This is a genomic window from Caballeronia insecticola (assembly GCF_000402035.1).
Classification (GTDB): domain Bacteria; phylum Pseudomonadota; class Gammaproteobacteria; order Burkholderiales; family Burkholderiaceae; genus Caballeronia; species Caballeronia insecticola.
The window spans coordinates 627166-646017 of record NC_021288.1 but is presented as its reverse complement, the minus strand read 5'-3'; the positions used below and the strand labels follow the sequence as shown (position 1 = coordinate 646017).

At 62.2% G+C, this 18852-nt stretch carries 15 protein-coding genes; 9 read left to right on the top strand and 6 right to left on the bottom strand.

Going from position 1 to position 18852, the window contains the following annotated elements:
- Positions 1-65 precede the first annotated feature (65 nt).
- The 3 genes from BRPE64_RS23560 to BRPE64_RS23550 are packed head-to-tail and all read right to left on the bottom strand — an operon-like array spanning position 66 to position 3100.
- Positions 66-995 (bottom strand): alpha/beta hydrolase fold domain-containing protein, encoded by a 930-nt coding sequence (locus tag BRPE64_RS23560; RefSeq protein ID WP_016347405.1) that lies wholly within the window; start codon positions 993-995, stop codon positions 66-68.
- An 18-nt stretch (positions 996-1013) separates the two neighbouring features.
- A complete protein-coding gene (locus BRPE64_RS23555; RefSeq protein ID WP_016347404.1) occupies positions 1014-2510 on the bottom strand; it encodes a GMC family oxidoreductase in 1497 nt (498 codons plus the stop codon).
- Positions 2507-3100 (bottom strand): isochorismatase family protein, encoded by a 594-nt coding sequence (locus BRPE64_RS23550; RefSeq protein WP_016347403.1) that lies wholly within the window; start codon positions 3098-3100, stop codon positions 2507-2509. Before BRPE64_RS23550 ends, BRPE64_RS23555 begins: the two co-directional genes overlap by 4 nt.
- Before the next feature lie 250 nt (positions 3101-3350).
- Here BRPE64_RS23550 and BRPE64_RS23545 point away from each other — a divergent pair, with 250 nt between their 5' ends.
- The 3 genes from BRPE64_RS23545 to BRPE64_RS23540 all read left to right on the top strand — a co-directional run bounded on the left by BRPE64_RS23545 (position 3351) and on the right by BRPE64_RS23540 (position 5357).
- Positions 3351-4259, top strand: a complete 909-nt coding sequence (locus BRPE64_RS23545; RefSeq protein ID WP_016347402.1) for a LysR substrate-binding domain-containing protein — start codon at positions 3351-3353, stop codon at positions 4257-4259.
- Positions 4260-4507: 248 nt separating this feature from the next.
- Positions 4508-4654, top strand: a complete 147-nt coding sequence (locus BRPE64_RS33035; protein WP_016347401.1) for a hypothetical protein — start codon at positions 4508-4510, stop codon at positions 4652-4654.
- A gap of 370 nt (positions 4655-5024) precedes the next feature.
- A complete protein-coding gene (locus tag BRPE64_RS23540) occupies positions 5025-5357 on the top strand; it encodes a BON domain-containing protein (protein ID WP_016347400.1) in 333 nt (110 codons plus the stop codon).
- A 158-nt stretch (positions 5358-5515) separates the two neighbouring features.
- Here BRPE64_RS23540 and BRPE64_RS23535 read toward each other — a convergent pair whose 3' ends face one another.
- Complete coding sequence (locus BRPE64_RS23535; RefSeq protein ID WP_016347399.1) at positions 5516-5956, bottom strand: DUF2501 domain-containing protein; 441 nt, start codon at positions 5954-5956, stop codon at positions 5516-5518.
- A 360-nt stretch (positions 5957-6316) separates the two neighbouring features.
- Positions 6317-6655, bottom strand: coding sequence for a BON domain-containing protein (locus tag BRPE64_RS23530; RefSeq protein ID WP_016347398.1), 339 nt, complete (start codon positions 6653-6655; stop codon positions 6317-6319).
- Between the two features lie 786 nt (positions 6656-7441).
- Here BRPE64_RS23530 and BRPE64_RS23525 point away from each other — a divergent pair.
- From BRPE64_RS23525 to BRPE64_RS23515, 3 genes are read left to right on the top strand one after another with little or no spacing between them, the layout of a single operon-like run.
- Positions 7442-8704: an efflux RND transporter periplasmic adaptor subunit gene (locus tag BRPE64_RS23525; protein WP_016347397.1), complete on the top strand. Its 1263-nt coding sequence runs from the start codon at positions 7442-7444 to the stop codon at positions 8702-8704.
- Between the two features lie 15 nt (positions 8705-8719).
- Entirely contained in the window at positions 8720-11854 is a 3135-nt protein-coding gene (locus tag BRPE64_RS23520; RefSeq protein ID WP_016347396.1) for an efflux RND transporter permease subunit, read from the top strand.
- Positions 11851-13338: an efflux transporter outer membrane subunit gene (locus tag BRPE64_RS23515; RefSeq protein WP_016347395.1), complete on the top strand. Its 1488-nt coding sequence runs from the start codon at positions 11851-11853 to the stop codon at positions 13336-13338. Before BRPE64_RS23520 ends, BRPE64_RS23515 begins: the two co-directional genes overlap by 4 nt.
- Here the strand turns inward: BRPE64_RS23515 and BRPE64_RS23510 are convergent.
- Positions 13291-13848 (bottom strand): TetR/AcrR family transcriptional regulator, encoded by a 558-nt coding sequence (locus BRPE64_RS23510; RefSeq protein ID WP_016347394.1) that lies wholly within the window; start codon positions 13846-13848, stop codon positions 13291-13293. The two genes, BRPE64_RS23515 and BRPE64_RS23510, sit on opposite strands and share 48 nt — an antisense overlap.
- A gap of 313 nt (positions 13849-14161) precedes the next feature.
- Between BRPE64_RS23510 and BRPE64_RS23505 the strand changes: the two genes are divergently transcribed.
- The 3 genes from BRPE64_RS23505 to BRPE64_RS23495 all read left to right on the top strand — a co-directional run bounded on the left by BRPE64_RS23505 (position 14162) and on the right by BRPE64_RS23495 (position 18336).
- Complete coding sequence (locus BRPE64_RS23505) at positions 14162-15952, top strand: serine hydrolase domain-containing protein (protein ID WP_144063531.1); 1791 nt, start codon at positions 14162-14164, stop codon at positions 15950-15952.
- A gap of 31 nt (positions 15953-15983) precedes the next feature.
- Positions 15984-16316, top strand: coding sequence for a cupin domain-containing protein (locus tag BRPE64_RS23500; RefSeq protein ID WP_044042921.1), 333 nt, complete (start codon positions 15984-15986; stop codon positions 16314-16316).
- 565 nt (positions 16317-16881) lie between these two features.
- Entirely contained in the window at positions 16882-18336 is a 1455-nt protein-coding gene (locus BRPE64_RS23495) for an ApeA N-terminal domain 1-containing protein (protein ID WP_016347390.1), read from the top strand.
- The last annotated feature ends 516 nt before the right edge of the window (positions 18337-18852 follow it).

Here is an 18852-nt window from a genome sequence, read left to right as displayed (position 1 = left end):
CACGATTGTCGTGGGCATCGGCGCCGCGCTGGTACCCGCCGAAGCCGACGAGTCCCGCCGCGCCGTCACGAAGGCGCTCCCATATGCCGATGCAGAAACGCCGCCGCGAAATCGAGCGCCTGCCGCGCCGCTTCGAGTTCGGCGACATTCTGCTGAAACACGTGATGCATGCCGGTCCATTCCTGAAGCGTCACGTCATGGCCGCGCGCGTGCGCGCGTAGTGCGTAACGCAAGGCGTCGTCGTAGAGAATTTCGTCCGAGCCGACCTGAACGAGCAGCGGCGGCAGGCGGTCCGGCACGGCAAGCAATGGCGACGCGCGCGGATCGTCCGCCGCCGCGTGACCGACATAGCCACGCGCGGCTTCGCGCAACGCGCCTTCGTCGAGCAATCGTTCGACGGCGGCCCGTTCGCGCATGCTCGCGCCGCTCAAGGTCAGATCGGCCCACGGCGAGAACACCACGGCGGCGGATGCGTCGCCCGTTTGCGCCAACGTGGCCAACGTCAAGCCGCCGCCCGCCGAATCGCCGATCACGCCGACCTTGCCGACCTTGCCGATACGGCTGCGCAATCGTTCGAGCGCGGCCGCCGCGAAATCGATCGCGACAGGCAACGCGGATTCGGGCGCGAGCGGATATTCGAGGATGAACGTCGTGCGCCGCGCACGCGCCGCGATCTGGCTCACGAAACCGCGATACGCCGGCGCCGTGCCCATCACATACGCGCCGCCGTGCAGAAACAGTAACGCCTGATCATCGACCGGATGCGCGGGCACGCAGACCCAACCGGGCAGCGCGGGATCGGTCGAGGGATGCAGCGCGACATCGGGCGCAGGCGGTGTCGTCGCGAAGAATGCGTCGTAGGCGATGCGCGGCGCGGTCTTCGCGAGCGGTGCCGACCAGAAGCGCCGGAACGTGTCGTGCAGCGCGGGCAGCGCGTCACGGTCGGCGCGGGACAGCGGAAACACATCGATCGTCAAACCGTCTTGCGTGGTCATGATGGCCTCGTGATGGCGTCAGGGCGCAGCGAAAACGCGCGCCGCGATGTGCTCGGCGATCATCATCGTCGTCAGGTTAGTTGGTGCGCTCGGGATGCCGGGCATGATCGACGCATCGACGACCATCAGTCCTTCGATGCCATGCACGCGGCCTTCGCTGTCGACCACGCCGCCGTCGCCCATCGGCACGGTGGAGGTCGGATGCGCGTAGGCGTCGAGATTGCCGAGGATCACGGATTCGAGACCGGCGTCCGATACCGCCGCGCCGGGCGTCATCTCTTCGGCAACGGTCGCGGCGAACGCCTTCGAGCGGCCGATGCGCCGGGCAATTTGCACGCACTCGATCATGCGGCGGCGATCCCGCGCCGTCGTAAGAAAGTTATAGACGATGCGCGGTGCGCTGCGCGGATTGCGATCGGTCAGACGCACGTAGCCGACGGATTCGGGCTGCGTCACCGATGCCGCGAGCACGAGCGCGCCGCCTGTCGGCGAGAGCGCCGGATCGAACAGATGCGTCGCCGAGACGTGCAGGTCGAGGTCGCCGGGCATGGCCTCGGTTGACGCTGCCCACAGGATCGCGCCCGCAGCCGGAAACATGCCGTTCGCGCCGGGCTTGAGCGCATAAATGTTGTAGTAGAACGGATGCTCCTGCAGCCGTTCGCCCACCGGCAAGTCGGCGACGTGCGCAATGCCCAGCTCGCGCAGATGGTCGGCCGGCCCGATGCCCGAGCGCATCAGGATCGCGGGACTGCCGAACGCGCCCGCGGAAAGAATCACGGTCCGCGCCCGATACGCGACGCCGTTCGCATCGAGCACGCCCGATGCGCGCGCGCCGTCGAACAACACGCGGTCGATCTCCACGCCGCCCTTGATTGTGAGGTTCGGGCGCGCGCGCACGCCGTCGTCGAGAAACGCGATGCCGGTGTTGATGCGTCGTCCCGAGATCACGTTGAGCGGATAGGGCGAGACGCCCGCCTGCTCCTCGCCGTTGAAGTCCTCCACATACGCGAAGCCGCATTCGAGCGCGCCATCGACGAACGCGTTGACGGCGGGCGTCAGTTCGTCGCGGCGGCGCTGGCGAACGGGCAGCGGGCCGTGACGGCCGCGATAGAAGTCATCGCCGTCGGGCGTGTTCTCGATCGATTTGAAGCACGCCAGTACGTCGTCGAAGCGCCAGCCCGCCAGGCCGCGTGCCGTCCATTTCGCGAAGTCGGCGGGACGCGCGCGCATCGCGACAGCGGCGTTCACGGACGAGCATCCGCCGAGCGCCTTCGCACGCAACGCCGCGATGCTGCGTCCGCCTTCCGCGACGTCCGCCCGATAACCCCAGTCGTGTTCCGCGTCGCCGCCCGCGTGATCGGCGTTCCAGAGCACGGCGGGAAACGCATTCGGCCGATAAGCATGGCCCGCTTCGAGCAGCAGCACGCGACGTGCGGGCTCGCTGCTGAGACGGTTGGCGAGCACCGCGCCCGCCGAGCCGCCGCCGACGATGACGATGTCGTAGGCGTCGTTCATCGCGCGAATCCCTCGGCGACCTGGCCCATCAGCGTGGCGAAGGGCATGTCGAGTGCGGCATAGACGGCGAGTGCTTTAGCGTCGGCGTTGTCGGCCATGATCTCGACCATCAGCGTCGCGTAATCGGATACTTCGATGCCGAGCGCGGTCAGACGCGCGAGCCCCGCTTCGTGCTTGTAGGCGCTGAACGTGCCGCAGGCGTCGAGCGCGATGATCGGCTGATAGCCTTCTTCGCGCGCCGAGATCGCGGGCAGCGATGCGCACACTTCGAAGCTCAGCCCCGCGATGATCAGATGATCGCGTCCCGCCGCCTTCACCTTGTAGACGAAACGCGGCTCGTCCCACGCGTTGACCGTCGAGCGGTCGAGGATATCGACATCGCCCAGCGCCGCGCGCAATTCGGGGATCGTCGGTCCCCACATGCTGTCGCGCGCGGTGGTCACCGCGATCACCGGCAAGCCGAGCGCCTGCGCCGCCTTTGCCAGTCCGACCACGTTGTGCTTGAGCTCGCCGACACCGATGTCGCGCACGCCGGTGAAGAGACCGACCTGGTGATCGATCAGCAGCACGGCGGTGTTGTCGCGGGTCATACGGGTTCTCGCCTGGGCCATCATCGTCATCTCCTTGGGTGTGGGATACGGAACACTCCGGAGCTTAGACGGCTGACCGCGCGAAACAAGGCGTCGGCGGTGGACGCTGCGTGCAATGAATTGGACGATGGATCGCACGACAGATCGGACGACAGGCCATGCGCGTTGCATGAACGCAGCGTCCGAGGCGCTGGATGACGCCGCGTGTAACATGCGTCACGCCAAGGTCACTTAGTCGGGAAACGCGCACATGCTGGATCTCAACGACATGTACTACTTCGTGCAGGTGGTCGATCACAAGAGCATCACAGCCGCAGCACGCGCGCTGGCGCTGCCGAAATCGACGATCAGCTATCGCGTGAATCAGCTCGAAGCGCAGCTCGGCGTGCGGCTCATCAACCGGACGTCGCGACAGTTCGCCGTGACCGACATCGGCGCGGAATTCTATGCGCACGCGCGCACGATGCTTCAGGAGGCGCTCGCGGCGGAGTCGGTGGTGCGGCAGCGCATGTTGTCGCCGAGCGGCCTCGTGCGCATCTCGACGGCGGTCGCGACCGCGCAGTTCGCATTGCGCCATCTGTTGCCGCGTTTCTGCGAGCGCTTCCCGAAAGTGCGGCTCTTGGAGCGTTTGTCCGATGTCGAAGTCGATGTCGTCGCGGATGGTTTCGATATCGCGATCCGCGCGCACAGTCAGCCCTTGCAGGACTCGACGCTGATCCAGCGCCCGCTCGCGCCGACGCCGTGGATGCTGTTCAGCAGCCCCGCTTTCTTCGATGGCGCGAAGCGCCCCGAGCAGCCCGAGGACATCGCCGAGCGCCGTTCGCTCTTCATGGTGCGGGACGGCGTGCCGTACGAATGGACGCTGCGTCGCGGCGACACCGTGCGCACGGTACGCGTGACGCCGGTGCTCATGACAAGCTGCATGCTGACGCTCAAGGACGCGGCGGTCGCGGGGCTCGGCATTGTCGCGCTGCCCGGCTATGTGTGCAGGGAAGAACTCGCCGATGGCCGCCTCATGCGCGTCTTGCCCGACTGGACATGCGGCGATGCGCAACTCACCGCGCTCGTGCCGTACGGACAGAATCAGTTGCCGTCCGTGCGTGCGTTGCTGGATTTTCTTGTGGTGGAAGTGCCGCCCGTCGTTTCGATCGAAGCGTGAGCCGCGCAGCCGGTGATACGGATGCAGGACACGCGTCCCGGTCGTGGCATCGAAAAATCGCTAAACCGGCGTTCATCCGGGACGCTTGCCTCATGTGCTGCATCTTGCGGATCGGGACAATGCATCGCATGGACGGCAAGCGCAGCCTCTTTCGCCGACCTACACCAAGTGCCGTCGTGGCGTCTGCGAAGTGAATCTACCGTCCGAGAGCTCTTGCGATCTGTTCAATTCATTCGAAGGAGCTTCTCATGGTTGCGTTCATTATCTATCTGCTCGATGCGTTGCTCGACTCAGCCGAGCGCAAACGGCGCGATGCGTTCATTGCCCGCGCCAAAGACCTCCCGGAAGCCGAACGGCGTATGCGCGCGCTCGAAAACAGCGATGCTTTTCGGTGAACGTGGCGAGCGTCTCGAACGAACGGAGCACGCGATCGCTGAACAAATCCTCGACGGTATCGTGATAACCGGGCGCATGGTTTATGCGCCCGGTCGTATTCGCGCGAAGTACGTTTCTTCTGTTGCCACTCGACATCCCCGGCCACGACGTAACTCGAAGGAGTGGGCTACCATCCAACACAGGCTTCGAGCCTGCGCTTTCCCTACGACATAGAGAATGCGCAAGCGCGTCTTGCCGAAAAGCGACGTCAGGACGCGGCACGCGATGCTTGCCGCGTGCGGCTGTCGCGGTGCGGAATGAACTTGCGCCGCCCCAGGCGGGCGGAGTCGTGTTTCCAAGGAGAAGCGCATGAGAGCCAAGAAGCTGTTGATGATCCTGCTGTGTTCCGCCGTGACCATGCCGGTCGCCCTGATGGCTCAACAATCCGATACGGCATCGACTCAGGACACGTCGGGCGCGCATTCCGAGAATCAAAAGAGCGCCGACCGTGCGCTTCAAAAAGCCGTTCGGCGAGCGCTGGGCAAAGCGCCGGGCTTCGATAGTTCCGGCGTATTCGTGCGTGCGCGCAGCGGCGCGGTAACGCTTTCCGGATCGGTCAGGAGCGGAGACCAGATACAGGTCGCCGAAAACGTGACGCGCTCCGTCAAGGGCGTGAACTCGGTGACGAATAAGCTCTCGCTCTTCCACGGTGGAAATGGCTGATGCTTCGAGCTTGGGCGGGAGGGCGTTCGTGGTATTGCGAGTCGCGTCTGCTCTGAGATAAGCGCCCTACGGATCGACGACGGATGGCGGCGCGCGAATCGTTTCGATTAGCGCGCCAACCGGATGTCAACGGTGTGACGGGAAACTTGCCAGCGCGCTTAAAGCAATGACTTTCCCTGAGCGAGTATCTTGTCGCACACTTGCTTCGTCACCTGCTCTTTGAGGCCGCCGCCGCTCAAATCGACCTTGTTGCCACCGCCGCTGTCGAGGATGCCTTTGGAGCCATCGGTGTACCCGCCATCGCTCGATGCGGAGCCGCCGAGCTTGCTCATCAGCCCGTCCTTGACCGACGATGCGCCGCCGCCGAGATAGTTGTTCTTGATGCAGAACTCGAGCACGCCGGCGACGTTGCTGGTGCTACTGGATGTCAGCGAGCTCAAGGAGCCGCCGGTCAGGCCGCTGAGACTGCCGAGGCCGCCGCCCGCGCTGTCGCCCTTCTGATTGAGCAGTCCGCCGAGTTGGGCGTGAGCGACAGGCATGGACAGCAGCGCCATCGTCAAAAGTGCAAACGCCGGGCGAATACGTTTCGATAAGGTCATGGCACCTCCAACATCGAAACTCTCACTATAGTTCTTTTTCCTTACCTTAAGCGACGATCGGTGTATGACCGGCGTAAGCCAAGCGCGCCCGTCACGCTTCCGAGCAAGTGGTCGTGGATGTTGTCACGGGCACAGGTCCGGATAAGGAACGCAAAGGATATTTGCGATGCTTTACTTCATCGTTCAATAAAGATACGGAGTGCTAATTAAGAATTGAAGTGACAAATCGTGAGTGCAATCAGGCGCCGCATGCAACGGCGCCCACGGCGACGGCTGTCGAACCACAAACAGGCCCGACAACTTACGCCGTTCGCAAAACGGTAACGTGCGCGCGATCAGGCGCGCACGCTCAGGCCGGCTTCAATGCCCGGCTTCTTCCACCGTCAGATTGTTGGTCACCGACGAAACGCCGGGTACGCCCTCGGCAACTTTGCCCGCGAGATCGATCTGCTTCTGATCGGGCGCCATGCCGACCAGCGTCACCTTGCCGCTACGCGCGACAGCGTGAACATCGGCTGCTTCCAGTCCCTTGTGCTTGTACAACGCGGACTGAACCTGCTTCGCCAGTTGCCGGTTTGCTGCTCTGACAGATGATTTCGAGGTCGCCGCGCCTGTCTCTTGCGCACCAACAACGGGCACAGTCGCGACGATAGCGCCGATGGAAATGGCCGCAGCAAGGAAGATATTCGTGGATTTCATCTCTTTTCCTCAGGTGAAAGTGGCAAGACTGGTGGAGAGACGCAAAAAAGATCGCTGGTCGACTGCGCGTGTAGCGAAGCAATGCGCCATCCGACAGTCATGACCTGCGGCGACTACATGCGCATTGTAAGGAGGTTCGCCGTCGATTGCACTGCGGCAAGCACCGAGGTGTTGTGTTTGCGGTGGCGTCCGTTCGTTCGATTTTTTTCCTGAAGAGTCTCACACCCACGGATCGCGTCACTTCGCCTGGCGATTCACCTCGTCAATATCCCCGCACATAGTGAAGCTTAGCGTCGCTGGATGTGACGGATGCGCTCGTACTGATGCAAGCGCTGCAAAACAGACACGCCAGCAAGGCTGTCGTCCCGACGATAGTACGTAATGCAGTCATCTGCGTTCACCGTGCTCATTGAGAAAAAAAGCGCACGGCGCGAAGCCGTGCGCGTCGAGACAGCAAAAGGGCAGGGTTGGAGGGTTGCCCTTCAGCGCCGACAAAGCGGAGCCACCTTCCGGACATCCGCAACCGTTCGATGACGCGATACGCCATCGAGCGCCAAGACTAGCGCACCCACTCGCTTGCATAAATCGCCGGAGCCGAACTCACATGACGGGCGCGGCGAACAATCGCGCGGAACCGCATGGGCCGGGCTTCTCGCCATATCGATCTGCATCCCGACGCTTTGTCGACTATCGAAAACCCTTGACCGTTTGGATTGTATACGTAATCTAAGCGAACTTAGAAATAGATCAACATCTAAATTAACCCTCTCTACAGGCGATCAGCAGGTGGATACGAAAACGAAGTTCGACGACGGCGCGCGGATGCGTACAGCGCGCGGGCGCACGACGCGCACGAAGACCGGCATCGCGTTGGCGGTCATCGTCATTGCGGGCGGTGCGTGGTTTTATGCCGCTCATCATCAAAGCACGCCTGCTGCGAATGCACCGGCCGCGCTACGTCACGACGTCACCGTGAGCAGGCCGGCTGTGGAGCAGCTCGATACGCGGCTCGGCTTTCTCGGCCAGTTCTCCGCAGTCGATGAAGTCGAACTGCGCGCGCAAGTAGGCGGCACCTTGACCGGAATTCACTTCCGCGACGGCGATATCGTTCACAAGGGCGATCTGCTCTTCACCATCGACAGCGTGCCTTACGAGATTCGTCTCGCGCAGGCCAAGGCGCAGCAGCAGAGTGCCGAGGCGCGCATCACGCTGGCGAAGCAGGAGCTGGCGCGAGCACAGGAACTAGAACGCGGCGAAGCGGGCACGCATCAGAACGTCGAACAGCGAACCTCCGAATTGCATGCGGCGCAGGCCGCGCTCGATGCCGCCGCCGCAGAAATTCGCGATGCGCGCTTCGATCTCGATCATTGCAGGATTGCCGCGCCTTTCTCCGGGCGGATCGGCAGGCATCTGGTATCGGTCGGCAATCTCGTCGCGGGCAGCCGAGGCGCAACGAGTCCGACGACGCTGCTCGCCACGCTCGTTTCGCTCGATCCCATTCACCTCGACTTCGACATGAGCGAGCCGGACTATCAATCTTTCTTGCGCTATCGGGGCGATGCGCGCAGTGCGGTCGCCAACAAGGTCGAACTGGCGACGGGCGCGGGCGAGGGCGCGGACTACAGCACACAGGGCACGCTCGATTTCGTCGATAACGTGATCGACCGTTCGAGCGGCACGATCCACGCTCGCGCAACGGTGCCGAATCCGGACTTGCGTCTCACGCCGGGTGAGTTCTCGCGCGTGCGGCTGGCCGTGGCGCATCCCGCGCCCACGCTGCTGATTCCGGATGCCTCCGTGTTGCCGGATCAATCGGAGCATGTCGTCTTGACGGTCGCCGCCGATGGCACCGTGACGCCCAAGCGCGTGGAGACCGGCGAGATGCGCGGTGGCCTGCGCGTGATTCGTTCGGGCCTTACGCGTGAAGATCGCGTGATCGTCGATGGCTTGCCGTACGCGGCGCCCGGCAGCAAGGTCACGACGCGCGAGGGCGCGATCCGCTATGAAGCAGACCGCGCGAACGAAACGCTTGCAGCGCAAGCGAAATAAGGGGCGACGAGAATCATGCGTATAGCCCATTTCTTTATCGACCGTCCGCGTTTCGCGACGGTCGTCAGCGCCTTCCTCACGTTGATCGGTCTCGGTGCGATGTTCGTGCTGCCGGTCGCGCAATATCCCGAGATCGTGCCGCCGACGGTGCAGGTGACGACGTCGTATCCGGGTGCATCGGCGGAAACCATCGCGCGTACCGTGGCGACGCCGCTCGAACAGCAGATCAACGGCGTCGAGAACATGCTCTACATGAGCAGCCAATCCACGGGCGATGGCAGGCTCACGGTGACGGTCACGTTTCGCATCGGCACCGATCTGAACGTGGCGCAGATGCTCACGCAAAATCGCGTGCAGGATGCGTTGCCGCGTCTGCCGGAAGATGTGCAGCGCCTGGGCGTGCAGGTGAGAAAGTCCACGCCGAGCATTTTGCTCGCGGTGCATCTCTATTCGCCCGACAAGCTGCGCGACACGCTCTATCTCTCCAACTATGCAACGCTGCACGTGAAGGATGCGCTCGCACGCATTCAGGGCGTGGGCGATGTGCAGTTCCAGGGCGCGCGCGAATACGCGATGCGCATATGGATCGATCCGGACCGTGTCGCCGCGAGCAATCTCAACGGCGCCGAAGTGCTCGCCGCGTTGCGCGCGCAGAATCTGCAGGTCTCGGCGGGCGTGCTCAACCAGCCGCCTGCGGGCAGCAGCGAGGCGTATCAGATCAACGTGGAAGCGCTCGGGCGTCTCACTACGCCGGAACAGTTCGGCGATATCGTCGTGAAGTCGGACGGGCAGGGCCGCATCACGCGCATTCGCGATATCGGCCGCGTGGAAGTCGGCGCGGCGGACTACGGTTCGACCGCGTTCATGGACCGCAGCGATGCATCGACATTGCTGATTTACGCTGAGCCAGGCGCTAATTCGCTTGCCGTCGAAAAGGCCGTGCTCGCGAAGATGCGCGACCTGAAGAACGAATTCCCGGCGGGCGTGGACTACAAGATCATCTACGATCCGACTATCTTCATCGGCAAGTCGGTCGATGAAGTCGTGACCACCATTTTCGTGGCGATTCTGCTGGTCGTGGGCGTGGTGTTCGTGTTCCTGCAGAACTGGCGCGCAACTATCATTCCGGTGGTCGCCATTCCCGTATCGCTGCTCGGCTCGTTCATCGTGCTCGCGGCGTTCGGGATATCGCTCAACAATCTGTCGTTGTTCGGGCTCGTGCTGGCGGTGGGCATTGTGGTGGACGATGCGATCGTGGTCGTCGAGAACGTCGAGCGCAACATGCGCGCGGGCATGCTGCCGGCCGAGGCCGCGCATCGCACGATGGACGAAGTGGGCGGCGCGCTGCTCTCGATTGCGCTGACGTTGTGCGCCGTGTTCGTGCCGTCGGCGTTTCTCAGCGGCATTTCAGGGCTGTTTTTCAGGCAGTTCGCCGTGACGATCGCGGCATCGACGGTCATATCGTGCTTCGTATCGCTCACGCTGAGTCCGGCTTTATGCGCGGTGCTGTTCAAGCCGCATGAAGAACACGACGCGGCGCGCGTCAATCCGGCCACGCGTTTGTTGCATGCCGCGTTCGCACGCTTTAATCGCGGTTTCGAGCGTCTTTCGTTCGGTTATGGCAACGTCACTCGGCGTCTGGTGCGCGGGCTCGCCGTGGTGCTGATGGTGTATGTCGCGCTCATCGGCGTGACGGCGCTGCAGTTTTCGCGCACGCCGACAGGCTTCATTCCCGAGCAGGATCAGGGCTATCTCATCACCGTGGTGCAACTGCCGCCGGGTTCGTCGTTGCAGCGGACCGAGAAGGTGGTGCGCCAGGCCATCGACATCATCTTGTCGACGCATGGCATCGAACACGTTGCGCCGTTCGTCGGGCTGGACGCGACCACGCTCACGGTTGCATCGAACTCGGGCACGGTATTTTCGGGGCTGCCATCGCTCTATAGCCACTCGCTGCCCGGCGTGACGGCCAACAGCGTGCTCGCCGATCTGCGCAAGCGTCTTTCCGTCATCAAGGATGCCTATGTGCTGACGATACCGCCGCCGCCGGTGCAAGGCATCGGCAATGCGGGCGGCTTCAAGATGATGCTGGAGGACCGTGCCGGTCTCGGCTCCGAAGCGCTGGTGCGCGCGGCGAAGGCGCTCGTCGCCGAGGCCAACAAGGACCCGCAACTGGCCGGCGTGTTCACGCTCTTCAATGCGGGCTCGCCGTCCGTGTATGCGGATATCGACCGCGTCAAGGCGCAAAAGGTCGGCCTCACGCCCACCGATGTGTTCTCGACCTTGCAGGTCTATCTCGGCTCGCAGTACGTGAACGACTTCAATTATCTGGGGCGTACCTACGAGGTAATCGTGCAGGCGGACGGACGCTTCCGGCGCACGGCGGACGACATCACGCGGCTCAAGGCGCGCAATCAGGCGGGCGAGATGGTGCCGATAGGCTCGGTCGCGAAACTCGAAGACCGCACCGTGCCGTATCGCGTGCCTCGCTACAACCTGTATCCGGCCGCTGAAGTGCAGGGCGTGGCCGCGCCGGGCGTGGCCACGGGCACGGCGCTGCATCGCATGGAAGAGCTTGCGCATCGGGTGCTGCCGCAGGGCATCGGCTTCGAATGGACGGAGCTCGCGTATCAGCAGCAGCAACACGGCACACCGACGCTCCTCGTGTTCGGCGCGGCGGCGCTCTTCGTGTTCCTCGTGCTGGTCGCGCAATATGAAAGCTGGAAGCTGCCGCTCGCCATCGTGCTGATCGTGCCGATGTGCCTTCTCGCGTCGGTCACGGGACTATCGTTGCGCGGCATGCCGATCGACATCCTCGCGCAGATCGGCTTCGTCGTGCTGGTGGGACTGGCGGCGAAGAACGCGATTCTGATCGTCGAGTTCGCGCGGCAGAAGGAGGATGAAGGATCGTCGGCGGTCAGCGCGGCGGTGCACGCGGCGCGCACGCGCTTGCGGCCTATTCTGATGACGTCGTTCGCCTTCATTCTCGGCGTCGCGCCGCTCGCCGTGGCGACAGGCGCGGGCGCGGAGATGCGTCAGTCGCTCGGCACGGCCGTGCTGTTCGGCATGCTCGGCGTGACGGGCTTCGGCCTGCTCTTCACACCGGCGTTTTATGTATTCATTCGCCGGTTCGGCAAGGAGCGCGCATGAAAAGGCCTTTGTTGATGGGTTCGAGTTCGCTGATCGTGTCGATGTTGCTCGCGGCCTGCGCCGTCGGTCCCGATTACGTCGCGCCGCACACGTCGCTCGAACCGTTGCGTCACGTTCCCGCATCCGATGCCGCTGGTGCGCATCATGCGCCATCGCTCGACACATGGTGGACCGGCTTCGACGATGCCATGCTGGTCACGATCATCGAGCGTGCGCTGGCGCAGAACCTCGACTTGCAGGCCGCCTTCGCGCGAGTGCAGCAGGCGCGCGCGGCGGCTGCATCGGCGGGCGCGCAGTTGTGGCCGAGCGTCGATTTGGATGCATCGGCGAGCGCGCAACATCAAAGTCTGGTCAGCCCCAACGGATCGCTGGCGCGCACGTTTCCCGGTTATAGCCGCGATCAGCGCGAATACACGTTCGGTGCGGCGGCGAGTTGGGAGATCGATCTGGCGGGCGGGCTGCGTCGCGATGCCGCCGCCGCCGCGCATGAAGCCGAAGCGGCGCAGGCGGCGCAAGCGGGCACGCGCGTGACGGTCGCCGCCGATGCCGCCGACGCCTATTTGCAGGTGCGCGGTTATCAGGCGCGGCTCGCGGTGGCGCAGGATCAGATCGCGACGGATCAGCGGCTGCTCGATCTCGTGCGCGTGCGTGTGAAAGCGGGCGCGGCCGACGAGCGCGAAGCCGCGCAGGCGGACGCCTTGCTCAAGCAGGCAAGAACGGTCGTGCCGACGCTGCGCGTGCAATTGAATGCGCAGTTGAACCGTCTCGACGTGTTGATGGGCGTGCAGCCCGGCACGTATGCCGCCGAGTTGTCGGCGCCCGCGGCGATACCCGGCGTTCCTGCTATCGACGCGAGTCCGGACGCGGGCGCGCTGCTGCGCCGTCGTCCTGACGTGATCGCGGCGGAGCGGCGGCTGGCGGCATCGAACGAACGGATCGGCGCGGCCATCGCCGACTACTATCCGAAGCTTTCGCTCACGGGCTTGCTCGGCTTCGACAGCGCAGGCTCACATGAACTCTTCACGGCGCGCGCGTTTCAACCGTCGATCACGGCGGGCCTGCGCTGGCGTCTCTTCGATTTCGGCAAGGTGGACGCCGAAGTGGCGGCGGCGCGCGGCGCGAATGCCGAGGCGCTCGCGATCTATCGGCAGTCGGTCTTGCGGGCCGCCGAGGATGTCGAGAACGCCTTCGTCGCGCTGGTGGAGACGCAGAATCGCGGTAAGGAACTGGATGCGGAAGTGGCGTCCCTCACACGCGCTCGCGATTTATCGCAGCGCGCGTACAAGGCCGGTGCAATCACGCTGACCGACGTGCTCGATGCGGACCGCCAGTTGCTCGTTGCTCGCGACGATCTCGACGCCACGCGCGCCGATGCAGCACGAGCGGCAGTGGGCGCATACCGTGCGCTCGGCGGCGGATGGAGCGCCGCGCCCAACTCACTGAGCGAGCGCCTTCCGGGCCTCGCGCAGGATGGTGTCCGATAGCGTTGCGTCGTCCACCATGCGGGCGAGCGAGAGCGCGCCGATCATGGTTGAGACCATGAGGAGCGCGCGTTTTTTTGCGGCGGCGGGCGGCGCGTCGATTTCGCTGGCAAACATGGCGATGAGCCGTTCGATGCCCTCGGTCGCCGCATGGCGCACCTCTTCGCTGCCGCGCGCGAGTTCGCCCGACAACGCGACGAACGGGCAGCCGCCGCCCGGGTTGTCGCGATGTTCCGCCGACAAATAAGCCGCGACGGCCGCGTTGATGCCGCCTTTGCCTTCGAGCGCGGTGGACATGCCGTCGCGCAGCGCGTTGCTTGCGAGTTCGAGCGACTCCAGCACGACCTGTTCTTTCGATGCGAAGTGCTTGTAGAAGCCGCCGTGCGACAGCCCGGCTTGCGCCATGAGATCGGCGAGGGCGGTTGCATCGATGCCGTTTTCACGAAAACGCACGGACGCCGATTCGACGATACGTTGGCGGGTTTCAGCCGCTTCCTGCCTGGATTTGCGCATGACGTCACAACCTTATGATAGATTTATCATAACATCTAAAAGCGGCGTAACCCGCTCGCGTCCGGCCGGATAAAGGCATGCATTGGCGTTTGCATCGGCGTCTGCATCGGCGGGCCGGCTCGCGCAGGGTTCTCCTGGTTTTCCCGCCGACAGCGGTGTCCGGATTGGTTTTAGTCGCAACGACAGCCGAAAGCCTCACCACGCAGGTTCCGACACGAAAACAAGGAGAACAGCCGTGCCCAAGCTCGACTGCAAGAACGAAGACGCCTTCCGTGCCGGCCGCCGGCAATTTCTCGGCTACACCGGCGCCGGCATGCTCGCGACGCTGCTGCCCGGATGTAGCGGCAACGACGACTCCCCGCCTTACCCGCAGACCATCGCAATGGGTCAGCAGATGATCCAGCAGGCCATCAGCAACGCGCAGCAACCCGTGGCGGGGATTTCGATCGCCATGCTCAAGGGCAGCACCGTGGTGTGGCAGCAGGCGTTCGGCGTGTCATCGGTGCCAGCGCAGACTGCGGCGACGACGCAGACGCGCTTCAATATCGGCTCGGTCAGCAAGCTCTTCGCCGCGCTCGCGGCCGCGATTCTGGAAGACCGCGGGCTTATCACGCTCGATACGCCGATCGTCCAGTATCTGCCGACGTTTTCGATGCTGTCGCCCGAGTACGCGAAGATCACCACGCGCCATCTGCTGTCGCACGCGTCGGGCCTGCCGGGCACCAACGGGCGCAATCTCTTCACGTTCGCGCCGGTTGCCGGCTACGCGGCCGACACGCAGGCCGAACTCGCGAATACGCATCTGAAGCATCTGCCGGGCGAGCTTGCGGTCTATTGCAACGACGGCTTCACCATGATCGAGCAGATCGTCCTCGCGAGGACGGGGCAGAGCTTCGCGAGTTTCGTGGAGTCGAGCATCCTCGCGCCGTTGAAGATGACGAACTCCAGCTATCTGACGAGCGTGCCCACGGCGGGATCGTTCTCGTATCCGTTTGCCAACGGCACGCAATATCAGGAATTCGTCAATGCGTATGCGACGGGCGGCCTCAGCTCGACGCCGGCCGACATGATGAATCTCGCGCAGATGTTCCTCGGCGGCGGCATGTTTCAGGGCCAGCGCGTGGTGTCCGAGGCGGGCATCGCGCAGATGGGCACGGACCAGTCGACGGGCCTGTTGATCAATCCATCGCCCGAATGGCGCTGGGGTCTCGGCTGGGATTCGGTTCAACAGCCGGCGCTCGCCGCCGCCGGTTTGCTCGGATGGGAAAAGGACGGCGGCACCGCGTTCTATTCGAGCGAATTTTTCGTCGTGCCCAAGGCGCAATTCGCGTTGATGGTGACCGGCAATTCGGGCTACGACGCGCGCAAGCTGGCGGAAACGCTCGTGCTGTCCGCGCTGAAGGAGGACGGCACGATTGCCGCTCTGCCGGCGCAAGTCAGCGTCACGGCGCCGCCGGTTGCGTCGGGGGCGAGTGTCGCGAATGCCGGCGGCATCTACGGCAATTCGGATTCGCCGATGCAGGTGGTTGCCAATCCGGACGGCAGCGTGGTGCTCAATCAGTGGAACGGGGCGAAGCGCGTATGGACGCAGGTCGGCGCGTATCAGTATCGCAGCGACGGCTGGTGGTGGAGCAATAGCGATTCAGCATCGTACCGGTTCGTGGTCGCATCCGGGACCGACGAAAGCGGCAATGCGTTCAGCTATCGCTATCTGATGAAGCGCGTCGTGCCGGGCGCGGGCTATGCGTATCTCACGCTGGCGGTTGGCCAGCAACTCGCTCCGCTTGCGCCGCTCGATAGTGCATGGCAGCAGCGTCTGGGCACGCAATGGACCTTGACGAACGACTCGCCGACGGCCGTGCCTATCGTCATTCTGGGCAACCCGCCGGCTTATCTCACGACCTTGTCGGAATTGCCGGGCTATGTTCTGTATGGCAACGAAGACTTGCGGTATCAGTTGTTCGTGCCGCTGTCGGATGATCGGGGTGGCATGTCCGTCAAGGTGCCCGGCAATTTCGGACGCGATCTGTACGAGATTCGGTTCGCATCGGCGAGCAGCGCGACGGCATTGACGCTGGGTAGTTCGGTCTACGCGCTGGCGTGATGGGGCCGGGCTCTCGAATTGAGGTTCAGCCATGCAACTGCAAACGGGAAACCTGTTCGGCGTCGAATCGAAGCGCGATAGCGACGAGCGGATCGACATGCTCGTCGCTGGTCAGCGTTTGAATGTAGAGCGAATCGTGTCGATGGGCCATGCGAGTCCCGAAGGCTTCTGGTACGACGACTCGCGGGCGGAGTGGGTTGTCTTGCTGTCGGGCGCGGCTACGCTTGAGTTCGAGGAGGACGCGATGCTGCATGAGATGCGCCCCGGCGATTATGTGCTGATCGAGCCGCATTGTCGGCATCGGGTTGCGTGGACGCATGGGGAGGAGCGAAGCGTTTGGCTGGCGATTTATTATGAGTGTTGAAGTGGTATGTGGAGGAGCGGGTGGAATGATGTGATGGTCGCGCAGGGCTGCGGTGAGTGAAAAAGCGCGCTTTCATTGGCGTATTTGGAGTCTACGGGCGGCAAGGCTGTGGCGGCGTGCAGTCGCTTGGTCGTAGGCACAGGTTGGCCAAGAAGCGTCGTTCACATGCGTCGTCTATCGGACGTTCAGGCGTCGGCTACGCACCGTAACCGGCCATTCAATCGTAGCGGACGGACGCTCGCTCGGTCATTCCGCTAACTATCGCTCGACGGCAGATGAACAGCGTAGAGCCGACATTGTCGTAGCCTACCGTGCTTTACTCTGAAACGAATAGGTCAAGCCCACGACGTGGAGCAACCCACCTCTCTGGCCGTGAGTCGGTGGTTCCACTTTTCGGTGATTGGCACTTCTCGGCAAGAGTGAAGGAAACACGCTCTAGTTTGAGTAAAAAACGGGCTGACGCTAACATCTAAATAATTTTTGCATGGCGATTGACCTGTCATGGAAGTGGTGGTGTTAGCAAGCGAAATCGAAAGGCTTCTGACTGCGGGAGAAGGATTCGGGCATGACGACGATGGAAGAATTGGAACTGGACGAGCCGGGGTATTTTTGGTGGCGTGATGAAGCGTATCCTGCCGACCACTTTGCGTCTGAGAATGGTGTCACTGGTCGCCTCAAAATTAAGAAGAGCGGTGAGATTAATCTTGAGCTTGATAGCGTACTCCCCCGTAAGGACGCAGGTCACGGAATAACCCGTGTGTTGGGACGGAAAAAAGGTGAGGAGACGCCTCGAGCTATTCAAGGCATTTTGAAGACTTCGGGAAGACGCGTCATCTTAGTCGATGCCGTCTACAGTGGCGGTCAATTTCACTCACACCGTTTCACGTGGGAGCGGTATCTTGCAACGATGTGTTTGTTGGGGGAGACGGACTTCCCAAGCAACAGGACTATTCCGACTTTCTCAAAAATCGAACTAAATCTTACCGGCCTAGAAAACTGGCTGGTCCACGGCACGCTGAAATATTCATCTACGAGGCGAACATTTCGTGTTCGCCTTGATGAATATAGGGGACAGGTATATCAAACACCTTTTGGTCGGCTCGCTTTTGAGAAACGCACTGAGGTCGATGGTCTGGATGGAATGCATCACTTTAAGGCATCGGTTCGTGAGCTGATGACTTTGACGCTTCGCCGGTCTCGGTCATTTCAAGTGGAAGAAGTCAGAGAGGAGTTCGTTCATCTTCAAGACCTGTTCACGGTGCTCAGCGGGTCAAGCTATCAACTGAAGTGGCCCAGTGTAGTTTTGTCCAAAGGCAAACGAATCTACACCCTCATCTTTAGGAGGGTTGGTGGGATCGCCAAAGCTCCAGAACTACATGAGCTGCCTCTTAAATTTGATGCGATCAAATCTCAATTTGGTGACATCTACAGTGCTTGGAGGGAGAAACGCGAAGCATTCGGCCCTGGGTTCTTCTACTATCTTTCCACCAAGCGCGACGCAAAGATGTATGTGGAAAACCACTTCAGCAATCTTATCCAAGGTCTTGAGTCATTCCATCGCACTAAGTATGGTGATAAACCGGTGACCGGTGCCTTGCAGGAAAAGATAGACCGTATCGTGACACAAGTCGGGAAATCTGATGATAGGCGGTGGATCAGAGGGAAGCTAGTGCATGCCTGTGAGCCTAGCTTAGCTGAGCGACTGAGTGAACTATTCACCGCACTACCCATCGGAATAGATCATGATCTGCTGAAGACGTTTGCCACGACATGCGCCCATCTGAGAAACGATATAGCTCATTATGGCGGACTGAGATCACGCACGGCGTCTGCCTCATTCCTACGTGACACGAGTCTCAAAAATGAGGTTGTTGGATACTTGTATCACATGACCTTGCTCAACGAAATTGGTCTATCCGGTCATGCAATCAAGGTGTGGGCGGGAGAGAATCTTGCGGGAATGGTATATCGGCACTATCTCGTTGCAATTGGCTTTCTTAAGCCTGCGGGGACGAAGTAGCTATGGTTGATCAAGACCGTATTGATGCTGTCTTTTGCTACTGACGAGCGAGCATGGTGGCTCAACTGAGAAGAGGATGACCGAGAAAAAATTGGTGGTTCCTAGGCCGCCGGTATGCCTTCGTCCTATTGAAGCAAGGCCCTCAGTAGAAGATGAGAAGCCCCGATGTGGGGCTTTTTTGTTGCTCTCATTTTGCCCGAGTTTTACGGAACTGCTTAGACTTGCGAACACGATCTGGCCGCTTCTGGCGACGCAAGTATGCATCACCTCTGGCTTGCCGATCACGGCCATCGTAGTTGTTGGCCGGAAACGCGATCCCGATCGCCCTCTGTTGAAACATGAGCAGACACCGGAGCTTCGTGGCTCAATGCCCGCTGAGGCCGAATCGCTGCCACCGGAAAGCGTGTGTGGCTGACCGGAACACTCAGCTAGCCGCCGTTGAACCCCAGACAAAGCGACCGGCAGTTGTGGGTCGGGTCCAAAAGTTCGGGCCGAGGTCGCCGGAGATGCGGGGTG